The organism is Photobacterium kasasachensis (assembly GCF_050336885.1).
In the GTDB taxonomy this organism is placed as follows: domain Bacteria; phylum Pseudomonadota; class Gammaproteobacteria; order Enterobacterales; family Vibrionaceae; genus Photobacterium; species Photobacterium kasasachensis.
The window spans coordinates 57170-75404 of sequence record NZ_JAKJSH010000009.1 but is presented as its reverse complement, the minus strand read 5'-3'; the positions used below and the strand labels follow the sequence as shown (position 1 = coordinate 75404).

Annotated in this window: 17 protein-coding genes; 15 read left to right on the top strand and 2 right to left on the bottom strand. The window is 52.5% G+C overall.

The annotated features are described in order from the left end of the window. Positions 1 to 150 precede the first annotated feature (150 nt). Positions 151 to 1053 carry a DNA-binding transcriptional regulator OxyR gene (oxyR, locus tag L4D19_RS13845; RefSeq protein ID WP_428452940.1) on the top strand — a complete coding sequence of 301 codons (903 nt, stop codon included), beginning with the start codon at positions 151 to 153 and terminating at the stop codon, positions 1051 to 1053. A 130-nt stretch (positions 1054 to 1183) separates the two neighbouring features. Here oxyR and L4D19_RS13840 read toward each other — a convergent pair whose 3' ends face one another. Next, a complete protein-coding gene (locus tag L4D19_RS13840; RefSeq protein ID WP_428452939.1) occupies positions 1184 to 3730 on the bottom strand; it encodes a penicillin-binding protein 1A in 2547 nt (848 codons plus the stop codon). 145 nt (positions 3731 to 3875) lie between these two features. On the opposite strand from L4D19_RS13840, the gene pilM reads away from it, so the two are divergent. The 9 genes from pilM to L4D19_RS13795 all read left to right on the top strand — a co-directional run bounded on the left by pilM (position 3876) and on the right by L4D19_RS13795 (position 12809). Next, entirely contained in the window at positions 3876 to 4886 is a 1011-nt protein-coding gene (pilM, locus tag L4D19_RS13835) for a type IV pilus biogenesis protein PilM (protein WP_428452938.1), read from the top strand. After that, on the top strand, positions 4883 to 5479 hold the full coding sequence (locus L4D19_RS13830) for a PilN domain-containing protein (RefSeq protein ID WP_428452937.1): 597 nt from the start codon (positions 4883 to 4885) through the stop codon (positions 5477 to 5479). Before pilM ends, L4D19_RS13830 begins: the two co-directional genes overlap by 4 nt. Beyond that, positions 5476 to 6060, top strand: a complete 585-nt coding sequence (locus L4D19_RS13825) for a type IV pilus inner membrane component PilO (RefSeq protein ID WP_428452936.1) — start codon at positions 5476 to 5478, stop codon at positions 6058 to 6060. The genes L4D19_RS13830 and L4D19_RS13825 overlap by 4 nt, the downstream gene beginning before the upstream one ends. 20 nt (positions 6061 to 6080) lie before the next feature. Then, the gene (locus L4D19_RS13820; protein WP_428453066.1) at positions 6081 to 6602 is read left to right on the top strand and encodes a pilus assembly protein PilP; all 522 of its coding nucleotides are present in this window, start codon (positions 6081 to 6083) and stop codon (positions 6600 to 6602) included. A gap of 16 nt (positions 6603 to 6618) precedes the next feature. After that, positions 6619 to 8331 (top strand): type IV pilus secretin PilQ, encoded by a 1713-nt coding sequence (locus L4D19_RS13815; protein ID WP_428452935.1) that lies wholly within the window; start codon positions 6619 to 6621, stop codon positions 8329 to 8331. A 329-nt stretch (positions 8332 to 8660) separates the two neighbouring features. Continuing rightward, positions 8661 to 9179: a shikimate kinase AroK gene (gene aroK, locus L4D19_RS13810; RefSeq protein WP_075762958.1), complete on the top strand. Its 519-nt coding sequence runs from the start codon at positions 8661 to 8663 to the stop codon at positions 9177 to 9179. A gap of 22 nt (positions 9180 to 9201) precedes the next feature. Beyond that, positions 9202 to 10281, top strand: a complete 1080-nt coding sequence (aroB, locus tag L4D19_RS13805; RefSeq protein ID WP_075762957.1) for a 3-dehydroquinate synthase — start codon at positions 9202 to 9204, stop codon at positions 10279 to 10281. Positions 10282 to 10295: 14 nt separating this feature from the next. Next, positions 10296 to 11876 (top strand): AAA family ATPase, encoded by a 1581-nt coding sequence (locus L4D19_RS13800; RefSeq protein ID WP_428452934.1) that lies wholly within the window; start codon positions 10296 to 10298, stop codon positions 11874 to 11876. 108 nt (positions 11877 to 11984) lie between these two features. After that, complete coding sequence (locus L4D19_RS13795) at positions 11985 to 12809, top strand: Dam family site-specific DNA-(adenine-N6)-methyltransferase (RefSeq protein WP_428452933.1); 825 nt, start codon at positions 11985 to 11987, stop codon at positions 12807 to 12809. Here L4D19_RS13795 and L4D19_RS13790 read toward each other — a convergent pair. Beyond that, a complete protein-coding gene (locus L4D19_RS13790; RefSeq protein ID WP_428452932.1) occupies positions 12806 to 13036 on the bottom strand; it encodes a DUF2970 domain-containing protein in 231 nt (76 codons plus the stop codon). The two genes, L4D19_RS13795 and L4D19_RS13790, sit on opposite strands and share 4 nt — an antisense overlap. A 211-nt stretch (positions 13037 to 13247) precedes the next feature. On the opposite strand from L4D19_RS13790, the gene rpe reads away from it, so the two are divergent. The 5 genes from rpe to L4D19_RS13765 all read left to right on the top strand — a co-directional run bounded on the left by rpe (position 13248) and on the right by L4D19_RS13765 (position 18057). Further along, the gene (rpe, locus tag L4D19_RS13785; protein ID WP_075762953.1) at positions 13248 to 13922 is read left to right on the top strand and encodes a ribulose-phosphate 3-epimerase; all 675 of its coding nucleotides are present in this window, start codon (positions 13248 to 13250) and stop codon (positions 13920 to 13922) included. Next, positions 13922 to 14611, top strand: a complete 690-nt coding sequence (locus L4D19_RS13780; protein WP_428452931.1) for a phosphoglycolate phosphatase — start codon at positions 13922 to 13924, stop codon at positions 14609 to 14611. Before rpe ends, L4D19_RS13780 begins: the two co-directional genes overlap by 1 nt. A gap of 96 nt (positions 14612 to 14707) precedes the next feature. Then, entirely contained in the window at positions 14708 to 15721 is a 1014-nt protein-coding gene (trpS, locus tag L4D19_RS13775) for a tryptophan--tRNA ligase (protein WP_428452930.1), read from the top strand. Positions 15722 to 15859: 138 nt separating this feature from the next. After that, positions 15860 to 16435, top strand: coding sequence for an aminodeoxychorismate/anthranilate synthase component II (locus L4D19_RS13770; RefSeq protein WP_428452929.1), 576 nt, complete (start codon positions 15860 to 15862; stop codon positions 16433 to 16435). 410 nt (positions 16436 to 16845) lie between these two features. After that, positions 16846 to 18057: an aspartate aminotransferase family protein gene (locus L4D19_RS13765; RefSeq protein ID WP_428452928.1), complete on the top strand. Its 1212-nt coding sequence runs from the start codon at positions 16846 to 16848 to the stop codon at positions 18055 to 18057. Positions 18058 to 18235: the final 178 nt, after the last annotated feature.

Sequence of the window (18235 nt, the reverse complement as noted above, 5' to 3'; positions counted from 1 at the left end):
AAATGTGTATAGATGGTTTTTATGTCTCAACCGGAGCTTACTCTTCGCTGCTCCGTTTTGATGTGATGATTATGTCGATTTTGACTTGATAGCTCTAATCGTTTGCTGCTATGGTTTTGATAGTTAATTTCTATCAAAAGATATCTAGTCATGAACATTCGAGATCTTGAGTATCTGGTGGCGTTGTCTGAGCATAAGCATTTCAGAAAAGCGGCCGAGGCCTGTTTTGTCAGTCAGCCCACCCTGAGCGGCCAAATCCGCAAGCTTGAAGACGAGCTCGGTGTATCCCTGCTGGAGCGAACCAGTCGCCGGGTGCTGTTTACCGATGCCGGTCTGAGCCTGGTCTCGCAGGCGCAAAAAGTGCTGCTGGAGGTCAAGGTGCTGACGGAGCTTGCGAGCCAGCAGGGGGAAAGTATGGCCGGGCCGCTGCATATCGGGTTTATTCCGACCGTCGGTCCGTATTTGCTGCCGCACATTATTCCGCAGCTCAAGGCTTCGTTTCCGCAACTCGAGTTGTTCCTCCATGAGGCGCAGACCCATCAGTTGGTCCGACAGCTGGAAGAGGGCAAGCTGGACTGTATTATTCTGGCCGCCGTCAAAGAGACCGAGCATTTCATTGAGCTGCCGCTCTACAATGAACCTATGGTTCTGGCGGTCCCTGAGGAGCACCCTTGGGCCAAGAAGGAAACGCTGGATATGGCCCAGTTAAATGGTGAAACCTTGCTGATGCTGGGGGACGGCCATTGTTTGCGGGATCAGGCGATGGGCTTTTGCTTTGCCGCCGGTGCCCATGAGGATGGCAGCTTCAAGGCGACCAGTCTTGAGACGTTGCGCAATATGGTTGCTGCGGGAAGCGGGATCACACTGCTGCCTAAACTGGCAACGCCCAAAGAGCAGAGTCGTGACGGGGTGAGCTATGTAAAAGCCTGCGATCCGGTACCGACCCGATTGATCACTCTGGCATACCGACCGGGCTCACCACTGCGGGGGCGCTATGAGAAAATCGCCGAGCTGATCAACCAGCATATTGCGGTACGCTTTAGTGCTGACTAGGTTGTAATGAGATATCAGCTTAAGTTAGAGACGTAGGCTTTGTTGTCAGATATAAAAAGAGCGCCAATCGGCGCTCTTTTTTGTGTGGCTAACCCGTCCTGATATGGGGCAGGTATTGCAGGATGATGACTTAGAACAGTTCGTCGGAACTGTCTGATTCAAAAATCCCGTCAGAGGATCCTTCGCCCACCTGCTCGGTCGGCTCTGTCCCTTTCTCGAAGTACTCGAACATCGAGGTGTAATCATTACGGTTGCTGAGCTTGCCGGTATCGCGGTCAATCCGGACCTTGACGATATCGGACGGTAGCTGCTTGCGCTGAACTGGCACATCTTCTAGGGCAGTTTCCATAAAGGTTACCCAAGCCGGCTGGGCTGTTTTGGCCCCGGCTTCACCGCCAGAAATCTGTTTCTTGTCCAGATTGTTGTTCCAGGCGGCTTTACCCAGCTCACGGCTGTGATCATCAAAGCCGACCCAGGACGTCGCGACAATATTCGGGCCGAAACCTGAGTACCACGCATCTTTCGAGCCATTGGTGGTACCGGTTTTACCGCCGACATCACGTCGCTTGAGTACCTGACCGCGCCAGCCGGTGCCGTTCCAGCCGCTGCCATGACGCCAGTCGCCGCCACCCCAGATATTGCTCTCCAGCATCTCGCGAACGAGGAAGGCATTTTGCTCGGAAATAACCTGTGGCGCATAGCGCGTCTGCTGCTGGTCGCTTTCTATGGCACTGCCGGTATCGCCCAGTTCCTGCTCGCTGATAGCAATGTCATTCAGTACCGCCCGGCTGGCTGCGATGTTATTGCCGGCCTGCTGCTGTTCCCGCTGACAGTCGTTGTTGCAGACAATATTCGGGTTGGCCTGATAGACCAGATTGCCGTAAGGATCTTCAACGCGCTCGATGAAGTAAGGCTCGACATAATAGCCGCCGTTGGCAAAGACAGAGAAACCCTGGGCCATTTCTAGCGGTGTCAGGCTGCCTGCGCCCAGGGCAATGGCTTCTGCCCGCGGCAGATCTTCGCGCTTGAACCCGAAGCGGGTGAGGTAGCTGATGGTATCGTCCAGCCCGACATTTTGAAGTACCCGCACGGCCATCACGTTTTTCGACTGTGCCAGTCCAAGGCGCAAGCGTGTTGGGCCGTTATAGGTGGGTGGCGAGTTTTTAGGACGCCATGCCGTGCCCATGCTCTTGTCCCAGCGGTTGATTGGTGCGTCATTGACCAGGGTTGCCAGCGTCATGCCTTTTTCCAGCGCCGCCGAGTAAATGAACGGTTTGATGCTGGAGCCGACCTGACGGATGGACTGGGTGGCACGGTTAAATTTGCTGTGGACAAAGTTGAAGCCGCCGACCATGGCTTTGACTGCGCCGTTTTGTGGGGAGACCGCGACAAAGGCTGTATTGGCATCCGGCACCTGGCTCAGTACCCACTGCTGCTCTTTTTGCTGTACCCAGATTTGCTGACCGGCCGCCAGAATATCTGCCGCGGTTTTCGGCGCAGGTCCCTGGCGAGTGTCGGTCATAAACTTACGGGCCCATTTCATTCCGCTCCACTCAATGGTGTGCTGCTCGCCGTCATTGGTCAGAACCTGGGCGCTCTTGCCGCTGGTGGCCATAACGACGGCGGCCTGGAGCTCGCCATAGCTCGGCTGTTTGTTCAGGTGCTCGATAACCTTGTCTGTCGTCCAGGCTGTCTGTTCGGGTTTCCAAAGCGTGGCGACAGCGCCTCTGAAACCATGGCGCTGGTCATAGCTCAGCAGGTTGTTGACTGCTGCCGTCTGGGCCGCACGCTGTAGCTTGGGATCAACCGTGGTGTAGATACGCATGCCGGAGGTATAGGCATCTTCACCGTAGCGCTCAACCATCCAGGCGCGGGCGCGCTCGGCAAAATACGGTGCATTGAGTTCAATTTCTGCACCGTGATAACGGGCGAGAATTGGCTCGGATCGGGCCTGATTGAGTTCAGCCTGGGTGATGTAGCCTTCGGCAAACATACGACCCAGGACGACGTTACGACGTGTGGTGGCGCGATCCATCGAGTAGATCGGGTTCATGGTCGACGGGGCTTTCGGCAGGCCGGCGATAATGGCAATTTCGCTCAGGGTCAGCTGGCTGACCTCTTTGCCAAAATACACCTGTGCTGCTGCACCGACACCGTAGGAACGGTAGCCGAGGTAAATTTTATTGAGGTAAAGCTCGAGGATTTCTTCCTTGCTCAGCAGTTGCTCGATATGGATAGCGATAAAAATCTCTTTGATTTTTCGCATTATCTTCTTTTCGTTGGAGAGAAAGAAGTTTCGGGCCAGCTGTTGGGTAATCGTACTTGCGCCCTGTTTGGCCGAGCCCGAGGTGGCCACGACAAAGGCGGCACGGGCGATACCGATCGGGTCAATACCGGGGTGGTCGTAGTAACGGCTGTCTTCGGTCGCGATGACCGCATTGATCATTTGCGGCGGAATATCGTCAAGTGCCAGTGGAATGCGTCGTTTCTCCCCGAACTGGGAGATCAGCTTTCCGTCTGCACTGAATACCTGCATAGGTGTCTGTAATTCAACATTTTTTAGAGTTGCAACATCTGGGAGCTCTGGTTTTACATAAAGGTAAAAACCAAAGATAGTACCGACTCCAAGAATTGTGCAAATCATTGCAAGGATAAGTAATCGCTTTATGAACTTCACTTGAGAATTCCTGTTACACCATCATTCGACCGTTCAATCTATTTCAACCAATAGTATAAAGATAACTTAAATAAAATTAACGCCATAGGTTGGTGTTTGTTAGAAAAATATATTGCTTTTCCATTAACAGGGAGCATAGCACGGTATGTTTCGGAACCCACCAATAATTGGCATTGATATCGGCCATCATAGCGTTAAAGCGGTCGTCTTGAACCCAAAAAAAGAGCAACTGGAACTCTCTGCCTTTGCAGAAATTACCTTGCCCTCTTCGGTTATTAACGACCAGCATAGCGTGAATACCTCAGCCTTGTTGTCAGCAATACGTAAATTAAAAAAGAGTCTGCCGTTTAACGCCAGAAAAGTGGCCATCGCCCTGCCGGACAGCGCGGTTATTAGCAAAGTGATCCAGCTTGATACGAATCTGAGTGACGAGGAAGCGGAGTTTGCGGTGATCCAGGCGCTCAGTGCTTCTTCCCCCTTTCCGGTTGAAGAGCTCAGTTTGGATTTTTTTCCGCTGTCATCGGACGCTTTTGTTGAAACGGCAACGACCGTACCGTTTCAGGTGTTTGCTGCGCGAAAGGACACCATAGACAGCCGGGTCAAGGCATTAAAAAAGGCGGGCCTGCATCCCGGGGTGGTCGAACTTCAGACACACGCACTGTTGTGGCTGGGCGAGTATATAGCCGAACGCAACGCGATGCAGGAGTTGTGGGGCATTGTGGATATCGGGATGCACTGTACAGAATTTAGTATCAAGCCACCTGGCGGTGCGGCCTACCACCGCGAAATGGCTTTCGGTACCTCACTGGTGAGCGGGAATATGGCTGGCGGCAGTGAAGAGCCGGGGGGCTTTGTCCCCGAACTCGGACAGGCCGAAGTCTTTACCAAGCAGCTGGCAGATCACCTCAAGCGACAGTTTCAGCTTTATAACTCGACACACCCGCGCTCGGTGCTAAAAGGGATTTGGCTGTGTGGCGGGGGCCAGCATGTTGTGCTGGAAGAACTGCTGGCCCGGCTGCTGGGTGTCGAAGCGAGCTGGATTAACCCTTTTCGTTATTTTCCCTGCAGCAAAAAGCTGGGGCAGATCGCCAGCAATAGCTATTACGGCCAGTATGCGGTTGCGGCCGGGCTGGCTATAAGGGGGGCCAGTCAATGATTGCACGCTTGAATTTGTTGCCGTGGCGGGAGGAAAAGCGAAAGCAGCATAAGCAACGTTTTTTTACCATCCTGGCGGGCGTCATGCTGGCCGTCGCTGCCGTACAATGGCTGCTGGCGAGCTACATTGAGCAGCAGCAGGCGCACCAGCAGGCACGGAACCAATTGCTGCAGCAGGAAATATCAACGCTCGAGCGCCAGCTCGCATTTTTACCCGGCCTCGACAGGCAGCGCGCTGCACTTAACAAGCGGCTTGGGGTGATAGGGGACATTCAGCAGGAGCGTAATCAAACCACGCACCTGCTGAGTATATTGCCCGGTATTGTCCCGCAGGGAGTCTACCTCGACAGTGTGTCTATGTCGTCCAACCGGATCGCCGTCAATGGGATCGGTGACTCTACCGGTCGGTTGGCAATACTGTTATCCAATGCCGAGCAGTCCCCCTGGCTGGAGGATGTGGCCATGCACTCGATTGTGGCAACGAAAGGTGACCAGGCACAGGACCAGACCCGGTTTAAAGCCTCGTTTACCCTGGCAACGCATCCGGAGTCGGCATCCGAGAAGACCCATAGTCAACAAGGAAAACGGCAGTGAGTGACTGGCAGGATTTAGACCTGGATGAAATAACCGAGTGGCCGTTGATACCGCAATGTGCCGTGGCGTTGTTTCTGGCATTGGCGATGGGCACAGCTGGCTATTGGTACTGGCTGACACCGTTGCAAGAGGAGCTGACCCAGCTCAAGCATACAGAACGGGAGCTTCGCCAGCAGGTTGGAAAGCGGGCCAGCCAAGTGGCGGCCCTGCCCAAGGTAAGAGATCAGATAGAAGCGCTGGAAGAGCGCTATCAGTATGTCGTACAGCAATTGCCCGAGGAGGAAGAATTGGCAAGCCTGCTGTCTGGCGTGAATGACATCGGGGTCCGCAACGGCCTCGAGTTTCAACGTATCGAATGGGGCCCCAGGCGTGAACACCCCCTGTATTACGAACTTCCCATCAATATTGCCCTGACTGGCCGCTACGTAAACATCGGTCAGTTTGCGGAGTCGGTTGCCAAGCTATCACGTATTGTGACCCTGAATGACTTCGATTTAGTTTTTCTCCGGCAGCACCAGAACCAGGAAACCCTGTCGCTGAAGGTGTCTGCCAGTACCTATCGTTTTAAAGCGCCGAAATAGAGGTGGCCAGTTTGAAAAGGATGTCATTGCTAGTCTTCATGTGCTGGCTGGTGGTTGGCTGCCGGGCCAATGAAGATTCTGTTCAGCAGTTTATCGAACAGGCCCATAACCAGGCTCTGGTGCAGATAGAACCCCTGCAGGAACAGTATGTTTTCGTGGCTGACGAGTTTGTTATGGCGAGCAACCGAATCCCCTTTGTACGCCCTCGCCCGGAACTGAAGACAGTCGGACAGGAGAGAGATATGGCTTGCTGGCAGCCGGATATGACACGTACACGCAGCGCTTTGGAGGGCATACCTTTGGCCCAGCTCAGGATGAAAGGGGTTATCGGTGACAAGCGTGTACTCTGGGCGATCATTGCCAGGCCAGACGGCAAGCTGGAAAAAGTCCGGGACGGGCACTACCTAGGTCTTAATTTCGGCAAGGTTCGACAGGTTAGCCCGAGCAGTGTCGAGATTGAAGAAGTATTACCTGACGGTATGGGGTGCTGGTTGAAAAGGCTGACCACATTGCCACTCGCTTCCGCAGGTTCTGCCGTATAGAAGGAAGAAACAAAAGATGAAACGGAGTTTTCCAGTATCCACTGGTGCGTGGGCCAGATATTGGCTGCCTTTGTGGCTGTGTCTGGTCTCGATGGCTTTTCCTGTGACTGCCGTGATGGTGGTGGATAACCAGATAGCCGATATAGATTTCAGGCGGGACAAGCAAAGGGGGGTACTCAGTGTCAAGCTGGCCAAGCCCCAGTCGCTGGTTGATATGCGCAAGTCCGGCAGGCAGCTTTACATTGAAATGGTGGGGACGACGCTCAGTGACGAGATGGTGTACCTGCTCGATGTTGCCGATTTCGCAACGGTTGTCGAGTCGGTCGAGACGCTGCGGACCGAAAAGGGGGCCCGGCTGGTGCTCAACACAACCGCCGACTTTGTCTACGACTATGACTTGAAAGGAGCAATGTTAACGGTGTTTGTTGCCGGCCGGCCTGAGCAGGCCAAGGCGGGGCAGAGCCGTGACGTGAGCTACAGTGGCAAGCCTATTTCAATTAACTTTCAGGATATTCCCGTTCGTAACGTGCTTCAGTTGATTGCGGAATATAACGATTTCAACCTCGTGGTCTCAGATTCTGTGCAGGGCAGTGTGACTCTGCGTTTGGATGATGTGCCCTGGCCCCAGGTGCTGGAAATTATTCTGCAGGCCAAAGGGCTGGACAAGCGGGTGCAGGGCTCGGTGGTATTGATCGCTCCGAAGCAGGAGCTGACCCAGAGCGAGCAGCAGGTTCTGGAGGCCAGGCGTAAGGAGCAGGAACTGGCTTCATTGCGCTCGGAAATCATTCAGGTCAATTTTGCCAAAGCCACGGATCTTGCCGAGTTGCTTCGGGGGGGAGACGGGGGCAGCAGCATGCTCTCAAACCGGGGCTCCCTGCATGTCGATGACCGTACCAACTCATTGATTGTCAATGATCTTGGTGAGCGTATCGATACTATCAAGAATATCATTGCCGCGCTGGATATTCCGGTCAAGCAGGTTCATATCGAGGCCAGGATCGTTTCGGTCAATGAAGGGGATATTGATGAAATCGGGGTTCGCTGGGGGGTACTGAGTAGCAGCGGCAGCAAGACGGTCGGCGGCTCGATTGAGAGCAATCTCAACTCTGTCGGGCTGTTGGAAGAAGAGGCGACAGTGGAAGATTTCCTTAACGTCAACTTGGCCGCCACTCAGGCCGGGGCCTCCAGTATTGCCTTCCAGGTTGCCAAAATGGGCGATATCCTGCTGGATCTCGAGCTCTCTGCCCTGCAGTCGGAAAATAAGCTGGAAATCATTTCCAGCCCGCGGCTTGTCACTACCAACAAGCAGATGGCCTATATCGAGCAGGGGACTGAGATCCCCTACCTGGAGGCCTCGTCAAGCGGGGCGGTATCTGTTGGCTTTAAGAAGGCGGTACTGAGCCTGATGGTGACGCCGCAGATCACCCCGGATGACAAACTGGTGCTGGATTTAGTGGTGACCCAGGACAAACCGGGAGATGTCGTGAGTACCGGTACCAGCGAGGCGGTAGCCATTGATACCCAGCGAATCGGCACCCAGGTGCTGGTGAATAATGGCGAGACGGTGGTGCTGGGAGGGATTTATCAGCACCAAACTAATAACTCGATCAGAAAAGTCCCCGTATTGGGGGATTTGCCGATACTTGGTGCCTTGTTCCGCCACAAACTGAACAAGCTGGCCAAGCGAGAGTTGCTGATCTTCGTGACCCCGAAGATAGTGATGCGGTGAGTACACGGGAGTAATGGGCTGTGCAGGTAGGGTTGACGGTGTGATTGTCTAGATGTGCGCAGCACCATTATGAAAAGCTAACTTATTGTGTTTATTGATGGCTTTGGCCTCTACAAGGCGATTATTCCACAAGATCCCCGTGTCGATGCGTGTCTCAAGGGTAATTAAATTGGTAATGAGGCACACTAGCTATTGCCAAATGATAGCGAGTCCTGAGATAATTTTCGGTCTTATCACGAATTAAATGTGAGGAAGTTGGCGCCTCGGGCTTATTTATCGATAGCCTGCGGGCGGTGTCGTTTTATTAACCGCGCGTAAAATTGCTAAAAATGGCTGAAAAACGAAATATTTTCCTGGTCGGCCCAATGGGTGCCGGCAAAAGCACTATTGGTAGACATCTTGCACAGCAGCTACATATGGAATTCTTTGACTCTGATTCTGTCATTGAAGATCGTACTGGAGCCGATATCAGCTGGGTATTCGATGTGGAAGGTGAAGACGGTTTCCGTGTTCGCGAAGAGAACGTGATCAATGACCTGACCCAGGAGCAAGGGATCGTCCTTGCGACAGGTGGTGGTTCCGTTAAAAGTAAAGAGAACCGCAACCGCCTTTCTGCTCGTGGTATTGTGGTTTATCTTGAAACTACCATAGAAAAACAACTCGCCCGTACTCAGCGTGACAAAAAGCGTCCTCTGCTACAGACAGATACGCCACGCGAAGTACTTGAAGCTCTGGCAGAAGAGCGTAACCCTTTGTATGAAGAGGTTGCAGACTATGTAGTTCGCACTGACGATCAGAGCGCCAAGGTAGTTGCAAACCAAATCATCAAAATGCTTGAAGAGCGTTAATCAATAGTAAGAGAAGCTGACCATGGAACGGATCAACGTCAACTTAGGTGACAGAAGCTACCCAATCTCAATCGGCGCCGAGTTATTTACTGACCCGGCGTTGTTTTCCTCTGCCATCAGTGCCGGTCGACGTGTTGTCGTGGTCAGCAATGAAACGGTGTCGCCGCTGTATGCCGATACAGTGATGGCGACTATCCGTCAGCTCCAATGCGATGTCGCTCTGCTTTCGCTGCCTGACGGGGAACAATACAAAACCCTGGAGACCTTCAACCAAATCATGACATTTTTGCTGGAAGGCAATTACGGTCGTGATGTGGTGATTGTTGCGCTCGGAGGCGGTGTTATTGGTGATGTGGTGGGGTTTGCAGCTGCCAGCTACCAGCGTGGTGTTGATTTTATCCAGGTACCGACCACCCTGCTGTCACAGGTGGACTCATCTGTCGGCGGTAAAACGGCGGTAAATCATCCGCTGGGCAAAAACATGGTTGGAGCCTTTTACCAGCCTAAGGCCGTTGTGATTGATAACCACTGCCTGAAAACCTTGCCTGAGCGCGAGTTTGCTGCCGGGATGGCAGAAGTGATCAAGTACGGTATTATCGCTGACAGCGAATTCTTCACCTGGCTGGAGCAAAACCTCGAGAAGCTGCAGGCATTGGATAATGATGCGCTCAGCTATGCGATCGGTCGCTGCTGCCAGATCAAAGCGGATGTTGTTGCTGCCGACGAAAAAGAGTCAGGCGTACGTGCATTGCTGAATCTGGGGCATACTTTTGGCCATGCTATTGAGGCTGAAATGGGTTATGGCAACTGGCTGCACGGCGAAGCGGTGTCGGCAGGCACAGTACAGGCCGCCCAGACTGCCCATCTGCATGGTCTATTGTCGTCAGATGATGTCCAGCGAATTACCCGTTTGCTCGAGCGGGCTAACCTACCGGTCAAAGCCCCGGCATCAATGAATTTTGATTGTTATATGAAGCATATGATGCGGGATAAAAAAGTCTTGTCAGGTCAGCTAAGGCTGGTATTACCGACATCTATCGGTAGTGCCGAGGTCGTGGCTGATGTGCCCCACGATATCTTGCGTCGTGTGATTAATTCTTGAAGTTGTGAACAACCATGACTCGTGACACCTCAGTCGCAGCGTTGGATCTGGATACCCAGGTCCAACTCCTTTCCCGTATACAGTTTTTAACCCGCTTTAGTTCTAATCTTATTCAGATAACTGGCCGCGAAGGGGCCGGTAAAACATGGCTGGCACAGCGTTACCTGGAACAATGGGCGCAGGGTAGCAACCAGACGCTATTGCTTTGCCACAGGGCACAGTCCGACAGCCAGCATCGCTCTATCATACTGAAGCAGCTTGTTGCCCAGCCGGTTTTCAACGAACAGGACCCGCTGCAGGAAAGTGTCGATCGCATGCTCGGAAGTGGTCCTGCCAATTTACTGCTGGTTATTGATGATGCGCACTTGCTCAGTGCGACGCTCATTGCCGAGCTATGGGCCTTGGTGCAACAGGCGCAGAACATTCCTGGCTGGCAAATCAACGTGTTGCTCTTTAGCCAGTCGGGGCGGCTGGACAAATATCTGAGCCAGGTTTCCCATGGTCAGGGGGCGGCACCGCTTGAGTTGGAAATTGTTGATTTCAGTGAACAAGAAGTGCAAACCTTTGTCGAAGTGATATTTGCCACAGATAGGTTGGATGCCCACGGAAGGCGCGCGTTGAGGGATAAAGCGGCAGCGTCATCGCCTGTTCCCGGGGCACTGATGCAACTAGAACAAACGGAGCAGACAAATATGGCCAGTTCACGATCACGTACCTTATCGCCAATGACATTGCTGGCTGTTTTACTCGTTGTTGCAGCTGCCGGACTGGCGTTCGTCTTTTTTCCGGCAGGTGATTCCGAGCCGGTTGTTGCACAGACTGAGAGTCCGGAACCGGCCGACGAGGCTCGTCAGGCACTGACCCTGTCAACCGGACAGGTGGAAGAAGAGCTGAGCGAATCGCTGCCTGAGCCAATATCCGGCGAAACAGCGCTATCGCGAGATGTTACCGATACCATCAATGATGATTCTCATCACCTGCCTCAGGAGATCTCGCTGGAGGGGCTGACTGTTGGCCGCAGTGATGATAACCAGCGGGTTGTCCTGCCGTCAGATGTCGTGGATGCGATGATCACCGAGCAGGAGCTGGGGGGCAGTGGAGCCATGGCGGTTGCCGATCAGCCGGCTATTGAAGAGGCTGTGAGTGAAGCCATTCAGCCTGCGGATACGGCAGAGCAGACAGGTCGGGAGATCGCATCGGTGGCAGGTGAGCAGGTCCCGCAAAGCGAGCCCGGATCCGATGCTTTGCCTGAGCCTGTCTCAGCAGCTCCCGCAGAGCAAGCGGAAGAGGAAAGCACCAATCTTGGGGCTGCCCTGAAAGGGGTCGACAAGCGCCATTATGCGCTGCAGCTGGCTGCTCTCAAGTCACTGTCGGCAGCCAATAAATTCATTGCTGAGTACCAAATCGCCAATATTGCAACCATCTATGAGACCCGCCGCAATGGCGAGCCGTGGTTTATTGTGATCAGTGGTGATTACCCGAATATTGTTGCTGCCCGCAGGGCGGAAACACAGTTGCCGGAGAGGCTACAAGTTGTTCAGCCATGGGTAAAATCCTACGCACAGATCCATCGTGAAATCGAGCGGGTGAAATAATCACAGCGGCAAGCAGATAATTACGTGAATTGGTATCAGACTCGGGGTGAAATGAGGTACAATCCGCCACCTTTCGTAACAATATCGGTTCTGGTGGTGGTTAGCTGAATGAAAAAGCATCGTGCATTCCTTAAATGGGCTGGAGGCAAATACTCTCTGGTCGAGGATATCGAGCGCCATCTGCCACCTGCGCGTAAACTGGTCGAGCCCTTCGTTGGGGCCGGCTCTGTCTTTCTGAATACCGATTTCGAGCATTATCTGCTGGCGGACATCAATCCGGATCTGATCAATCTCTATAATACTCTGAAAGAGAAGCCTGAGACCTATATCAACGACGTGAAAAGCTTTTTCACACCGGAGTACAACCAGAAAAGCGCATACCTGGAAATTCGCGAAGCCTTTAACAAGACCGATGATCCCTATCTTCGTTCTCTGTACTTCCTGTATATGAACCGTCATGGCTTTAATGGCTTGTGTCGTTATAATAAGAAAGGCGGCTTCAACGTCCCGTTTGGCTCCTACAAGAAGCCGTATTTCCCCGAAGAAGAAATGTATTTCTTTGCCGAGAAGGCCAAGCGCGCGACGTTTGTTTGCGAAGGCTATCAGCAGACGTTTTCCCGGGCCCGTAAAGGGTGCGTGATTTACTGCGATCCGCCTTATGCGCCGTTGTCGACCACGGCGAATTTTACTTCATATGCAGGAAATGGGTTTAGCTTAGATGATCAGGCGGCATTGGCCGATGTGGCAGAAAAGGCCGCTACTGAGCGTGACATACCGGTATTGATATCCAATCACGATACCACGCTGACTCGCCGTCTGTACCACGGTGCCGAGCTGTCCGTGGTTAAGGTGAAGCGCACCATCAGCCGTAACGGCAGCGGACGCAATAAGGTGGATGAGCTGCTGGCGTTGTTCAAGCCGCCGGTAGACTAGCGCCCATGGGTGGCTGTGACGACAAGCGTGATGGCAGCCACTAGGGCAATAAATAACAGAATCCCACTGATCCCGGCAATAATAAATGGCCAGGGTGACTTCTGGCTGAAGTCATGCTGGCGGTTGCGATCCGACTGTACCCCGAATAAGGCCGCCGCGATGCTGAGAGCCAGGCTTTTTGGCTTGTTGCTCTGATTTTTCTTACCGTTAACACGTTGTTTTTCCATTCCCACCTCCTCATGCTCTAAAAGCATAGTCATTATATTATCAATTGCAGGTAGAAATCCGTTAAGACATCATTCTTTGGATCGGGTAGAATTGCGCCGATTTCCGATTTCCGATTTCCGATTTCCGATTTCCGATTTCCGATTTCCGATTTCCGATTTCCGATTTCCGATTTCCGATAACGTTTTCGTAAGTACCGTATAGAGGCTGAACATGAAGGACTTTTTGATCGCTCCATCTATCCTGTCTGCAGATTTTGCTCGTCTTGGCGAGGATGTCGAGAAAGTATTGGCTGCAGGTGCCGATGTTGTGCACTTTGATGTGATGGACAATCACTATGTACCGAACCTGACATTTGGTGCGCCAGTGTGCAAGGCACTGCGTGATTACGGTATTACAGCGCCGATTGATGTTCATCTGATGGTTAAGCCAGTCGACCGTATTATTCCTGATTTTGCCAAGGCCGGTGCCACGATGATCACCGTCCATGCCGAGGCTACTGAGCACCTGGATCGTACGCTGCAGCTGATCAAAGAACACGGCTGTCAGGCAGGGGTGGTCTTTAACCCGGCTACACCGCTGCATTATCTAGACTATGTCATGGATAAAGTGGACTTGATCCTGCTGATGTCGGTTAACCCAGGCTTTGGCGGCCAGTCATTCATTCCGAATACACTGGATAAGCTGCGAGAGGTACGTAAGCGTATTGAAGCCTCTGGCCGTGAAATTCGCCTGGAAATAGACGGTGGCGTCAAGGTCGACAACATCCGTGAAATTGCCGAGGCGGGTGCGGATATGTTTGTTGCAGGCTCGGCTATTTTCAGCCAGCCGGACTACAAGGCGGTGATCGATGAAATGCGCGCCGAGCTGGCCAAGGTAGAGCGTTAATGGATCACTTCAAAGGCATTAAGTTTATTGCTTTTGATCTGGACGGAACGCTGCTTGACAGTGTTCCTGATCTGGCAGAAGCGGCCGATCAGGCCATGCGTGCCCTGGGGCGTCCCGGCGTCACGGTCGAGCAGGTGACTACCTGGATCGGCAACGGTGCCGATATTCTGATTGGCCGGGCGCTAAGCCGTAGCCTTGAGGTAGACCCTGAGCTTGATCCCGAGCTGCATAAAGAGGCCCGCCAGCTGTTTGACCGTTTTTACGATGCCGGCGGCCATAAGCAGAGTGCGCTTTACGACGGGGTGAAAGATACCCTTGCCGCTTTTCATCAGGCTGGTGTGCCGATGGCTATCGTCACCAACAAGCCTGCCCAGTTTGTACCGCACCTGTTGGAGCAGCACGGTATTAGTGACTATTTTGTCGATGTGATTGGCGGTGATACCTTCCCGCTTAAGAAACCGGATCCTTTTGCTCTGCACTGGTTGATGGAAAAGCACCGGCTGGCCGCATCTGAAATGCTGATGGTTGGTGATTCACGTAACGATATCTTGGCGGCAAAAGCAGCGACATGTTATGTTGTCGGATTGACCTACGGTTACAATTACGGTCAGCCGATCAGTGACAGTAAACCCGATATTGTGCTGGATCACTTTAGCCAGTTGGCAGAAGTGGTTAAACTAGATAGCTAGTACGATCAGGTCTGCGTATATCTGACGATAAGTTTTGAATATTAGTCAGCGGCACTTGTGCCGCTGCTTATCTTTAGTGACATAGGAAATCCCATCATGAGTAAACCCATTGTATTGAGTGGCGTCCAGCCTTCTGGCGAATTGAGTATTGGTAACTATTTGGGGGCGTTGCGTCAGTGGGAACAGATGCAGGATGATTATGACTGCCAGTACTGTGTAGTCGACCTTCACGCTATCACTGTCCGTCAGGATCCGAAGGCGCTTCACGAAGCCACGTTGGATGCATTGGCTATCTGCCTGGCGGTTGGTGTCGATCCTAAGAAGAGCACGCTGTTTGTCCAGTCGCATGTGCCGGAGCATGCCCAGCTAGGCTGGCTGCTTAACTGTTATACTCAGATGGGTGAACTGAGCCGAATGACCCAGTTCAAGGACAAGTCACAGCGCCATGCCAATGACGTCAATGTCGGCTTGTTTGGCTACCCGGTACTGATGGCAGCCGATATCCTGCTGTACGGAGCACACCAGGTACCAGTGGGCAGCGATCAGAAGCAGCACCTTGAGCTGGCCCGTGATATCGCCACTCGTTTCAACAACATTTACGGTGCTGGCGAGGCCATTTTCCAGGTGCCAGAACCTTATATTCCGGCAATTGGCGCACGTGTTATGAGTCTGCAGGATGCGACCAAGAAAATGTCCAAGTCTGACGACAACCGCAAGAATGTGATCACCCTGCTGGAAGAGCCTAAGTCGATCATCAAGAAGATCAACAAGGCGCAGACAGATACCGAAACCCCGCCGCGCATCGCTCACGGCGTCGACAAGGCCGGTATCACCAACCTGATGGGCTTGTACTCGGCCGCAACCGGCAAGTCGTTCGAAGAGATCGAAGCCCAGTATAAAGGGGTGGAAATGTACGGCCCGTTCAAGAAAGATGTTGGCGAAGCGATTGTTGCCATGCTTGAACCTGTCCAGGCGGAATACAAGCGTATCCGTGAAGACCGCGCCTACATGGACTCAGTCATGAAAGCCGGTGCCGATAAGGCCTCTGAACGTGCTGCCGTTACCCTGAAGATGGCTTACGAAGCGGTAGGTTTTGTTGCCCGTCCGTAAGAGATACTAAGTGGTATTATTTTTCAAAACCGGCCTTCTGGCCGGTTTTTGTTTCATGTTTTTCTGAAATCATGGCTTGCCTTTCTTGTCCCCTATAGCAAAATAGACCGCCAACTCATCCTGGGAGCTGATGTATCAATGCTGCTGATTATCGACAATTATGACTCTTTCACCTACAACCTGTACCAATACTTCTGCGAGCTGGGCGCAGAGGTGAAAGTTGTGCGTAATGATGAAATTGATATCGCTGGCATTGAGGCCCTGTCGCCTTCCCACCTGGTGATCTCGCCGGGCCCCTGTACGCCTGATGATGCAGGTATTTCGCTGCAGGCCATCGAATATTTTGCTGGTAAGCTGCCGATCCTGGGGGTTTGTCTGGGTCACCAGTCGATTGCACAGGTCTTCGGCGCCAAAGTGGTGCGTGCCCGTCAGGTGATGCACGGCAAGACATCGCCAGTTGTCCATACCAATTGCAGCGTATTCGAAACCCTGAATAATCCGCTGACTGTTACCCGTTACCATTCGCTGGTGGTAAAGGCCGATACATTACCGGATTGTTTTGAAGTGACGGCCTGGACTGAGCGCGAGGGTGAGTTCGACGAAATCATGGGAATCGCCCACAAGACGCTGCCGATCGAAGGGGTGCAATTCCATCCTGAGAGTATTTTGACTGAACAGGGTCACCAGCTTCTGGCTAACTTTCTGCGCCGCTAACAGAGCAGAAAGTACAGCAACAGGATTTTCTGCTGAATGAACCTCTGACGCAGTCAATAATCTACTCACCAGGTTGCGGAATTTTCTCTGCCTTTCGATTGGAAAGGTCCGTAAATCTGTCTTATTTCCGCGATCCTCATCACTTTTTTTAACATTTTGTTGGCGTTTTTCAGGAAAATCCTCTGGCAAGCTTATGCACTAGAGGTGAAGCCCACAGCCTTTATTTCCTCAGCGGAAATACACTTTTTTCCATTGTGTTGTTAATAAACTTCCCTCAAACCCGCATAAATATGTATTCAACAGAGCGTTAGCCAACCCAGATAAAGGATAAAAAAAATATTCTGCTATTGGAATTGGTTAATAAAATGTAAATACTATGCTTAAGACGCAATACACAGAAGGAAAGGATGATGGCAATGGAGCACAAAGTAGGACGTCAGCTGTTTGATGAGGTGATGGTACCTTGTTATTCCCCGATGCAGATCGTACCGGTGAAAGGCCAGGGTGCACGCGTGTGGGATCAGGATGACCGCGAATATATTGATTTTGCCGGCGGTATCGCAGTGAGCTGTCTGGGCCATTGTCACCCTGTTATGGTCAATGCACTCAAGGAGCAGGCCGATAAGCTATGGCATTTAAGTAATGTCATGACCAACGAGCCGGCGCTGCGTCTGGCGAAAAAGCTGACCGAGCACAGTTTTGCTGAAAAGGTGTTCTTTGCCAACTCAGGTGCCGAGGCTAACGAGGCGGCGCTGAAACTGGCCCGTCGCTATGCGGCCGATAAGTTTGGCCCGGAAAAATCTGAAATTATCTCATTCCAGCAGGGCTTCCATGGCCGTACCTTCTTCACAGTAACTGTCGGTGGGCAGGCAGCCTATTCTGATGGCTTCGGTCCGAAACCCGGTGACGTGACCCACTTAGTATACAACGACCTGTCGACACTGGCTGAGCACATGTCAGAGCGTACCTGTGCGGTGATGATGGAGCCGCTGCAGGGTGAAGGCGGAATCATTTCGCCGACCCAGGAGTTTATCCAGGGCGTACGTGAGCTTTGCGACAAGCACAATGCGCTGCTGATCTTTGACGAGGTCCAGACGGGTAATGGCCGTACTGGTGACTTTTATGCCTACCAGGGGCTGGGTGTCACACCAGATATTCTGAGCACGGCGAAATCATTGGGCGGTGGTTTCCCGATTGGTGCCATGCTGACAACTTCTGAGCTGGCTGTTCACCTGAAGGTTGGTACACATGGCTCGACCTACGGCGGTAACCCGCTGGCTTGTGCCGTTGCCGAAGCGGTTGTGAATGAAGTCACTAAGCCAGAGGTACTGGACGGTGTTAAACAGCGCGAGCAGTGGTTCCGTGAAGGACTGGCTCAAATAAATGCTAAATACCCAATCTTTGACGAGGTACGTGGTAAAGGCTTGCTGCTGGGTGCTGCCCTGAATGAAGAATGGCAGGGACGTGCCCGTGATATTTTGCTGGCGGCCGGAGAAGAAGGGCTGATGGTACTGGTTGCCGGTGCTAACGTCGTGCGCTTTACTCCGTCACTGGTGATCGACAAGGCCGATATCGATGAAGGTATGGCTCGTCTTGAGCGCGCGATTGCCAAGCTACATTAATAAAAGTTACACCAATAAAAGGCGACATCAATAACGCTGCACCAATAAATAAGCGATACCAATACATCCTTAAAACATGCAGTGGCTGACAGGAGCCTGGCCACTGCAGTTGCCTGTTTCCGAACATGAAACGGCAATCAATTCACTAGAAAACAATGAGCTAGCGGCAACTGCCGCT

Excerpts from the sequence above, each read along its gene's own strand:
- oxyR (WP_428452940.1), top strand. The coding sequence starts at position 151 with ATGAACATTCGAGATCTTGAGTATCTGGTGGCGTTGTCTGAGCATAAG.
- pilM (WP_428452938.1), top strand. The coding sequence starts at position 3,876 with ATGTTTCGGAACCCACCAATAATTGGCATTGATATCGGCCATCATAGC.
- L4D19_RS13830 (WP_428452937.1), top strand. The coding sequence starts at position 4,883 with ATGATTGCACGCTTGAATTTGTTGCCGTGGCGGGAGGAAAAGCGAAAG.
- L4D19_RS13820 (WP_428453066.1), top strand. The coding sequence starts at position 6,081 with ATGTCATTGCTAGTCTTCATGTGCTGGCTGGTGGTTGGCTGCCGGGCC.
- L4D19_RS13815 (WP_428452935.1), top strand. The coding sequence starts at position 6,619 with ATGAAACGGAGTTTTCCAGTATCCACTGGTGCGTGGGCCAGATATTGG.
- aroK (WP_075762958.1), top strand. The coding sequence starts at position 8,661 with ATGGCTGAAAAACGAAATATTTTCCTGGTCGGCCCAATGGGTGCCGGC.
- aroB (WP_075762957.1), top strand. The coding sequence starts at position 9,202 with ATGGAACGGATCAACGTCAACTTAGGTGACAGAAGCTACCCAATCTCA.
- L4D19_RS13800 (WP_428452934.1), top strand. The coding sequence starts at position 10,296 with ATGACTCGTGACACCTCAGTCGCAGCGTTGGATCTGGATACCCAGGTC.
- L4D19_RS13795 (WP_428452933.1), top strand. The coding sequence starts at position 11,985 with ATGAAAAAGCATCGTGCATTCCTTAAATGGGCTGGAGGCAAATACTCT.
- L4D19_RS13790 (WP_428452932.1), bottom strand. The coding sequence starts at position 13,036 with ATGGAAAAACAACGTGTTAACGGTAAGAAAAATCAGAGCAACAAGCCA.
- rpe (WP_075762953.1), top strand. The coding sequence starts at position 13,248 with ATGAAGGACTTTTTGATCGCTCCATCTATCCTGTCTGCAGATTTTGCT.
- L4D19_RS13780 (WP_428452931.1), top strand. The coding sequence starts at position 13,922 with ATGGATCACTTCAAAGGCATTAAGTTTATTGCTTTTGATCTGGACGGA.
- trpS (WP_428452930.1), top strand. The coding sequence starts at position 14,708 with ATGAGTAAACCCATTGTATTGAGTGGCGTCCAGCCTTCTGGCGAATTG.
- L4D19_RS13770 (WP_428452929.1), top strand. The coding sequence starts at position 15,860 with ATGCTGCTGATTATCGACAATTATGACTCTTTCACCTACAACCTGTAC.
- L4D19_RS13765 (WP_428452928.1), top strand. The coding sequence starts at position 16,846 with ATGGCAATGGAGCACAAAGTAGGACGTCAGCTGTTTGATGAGGTGATG.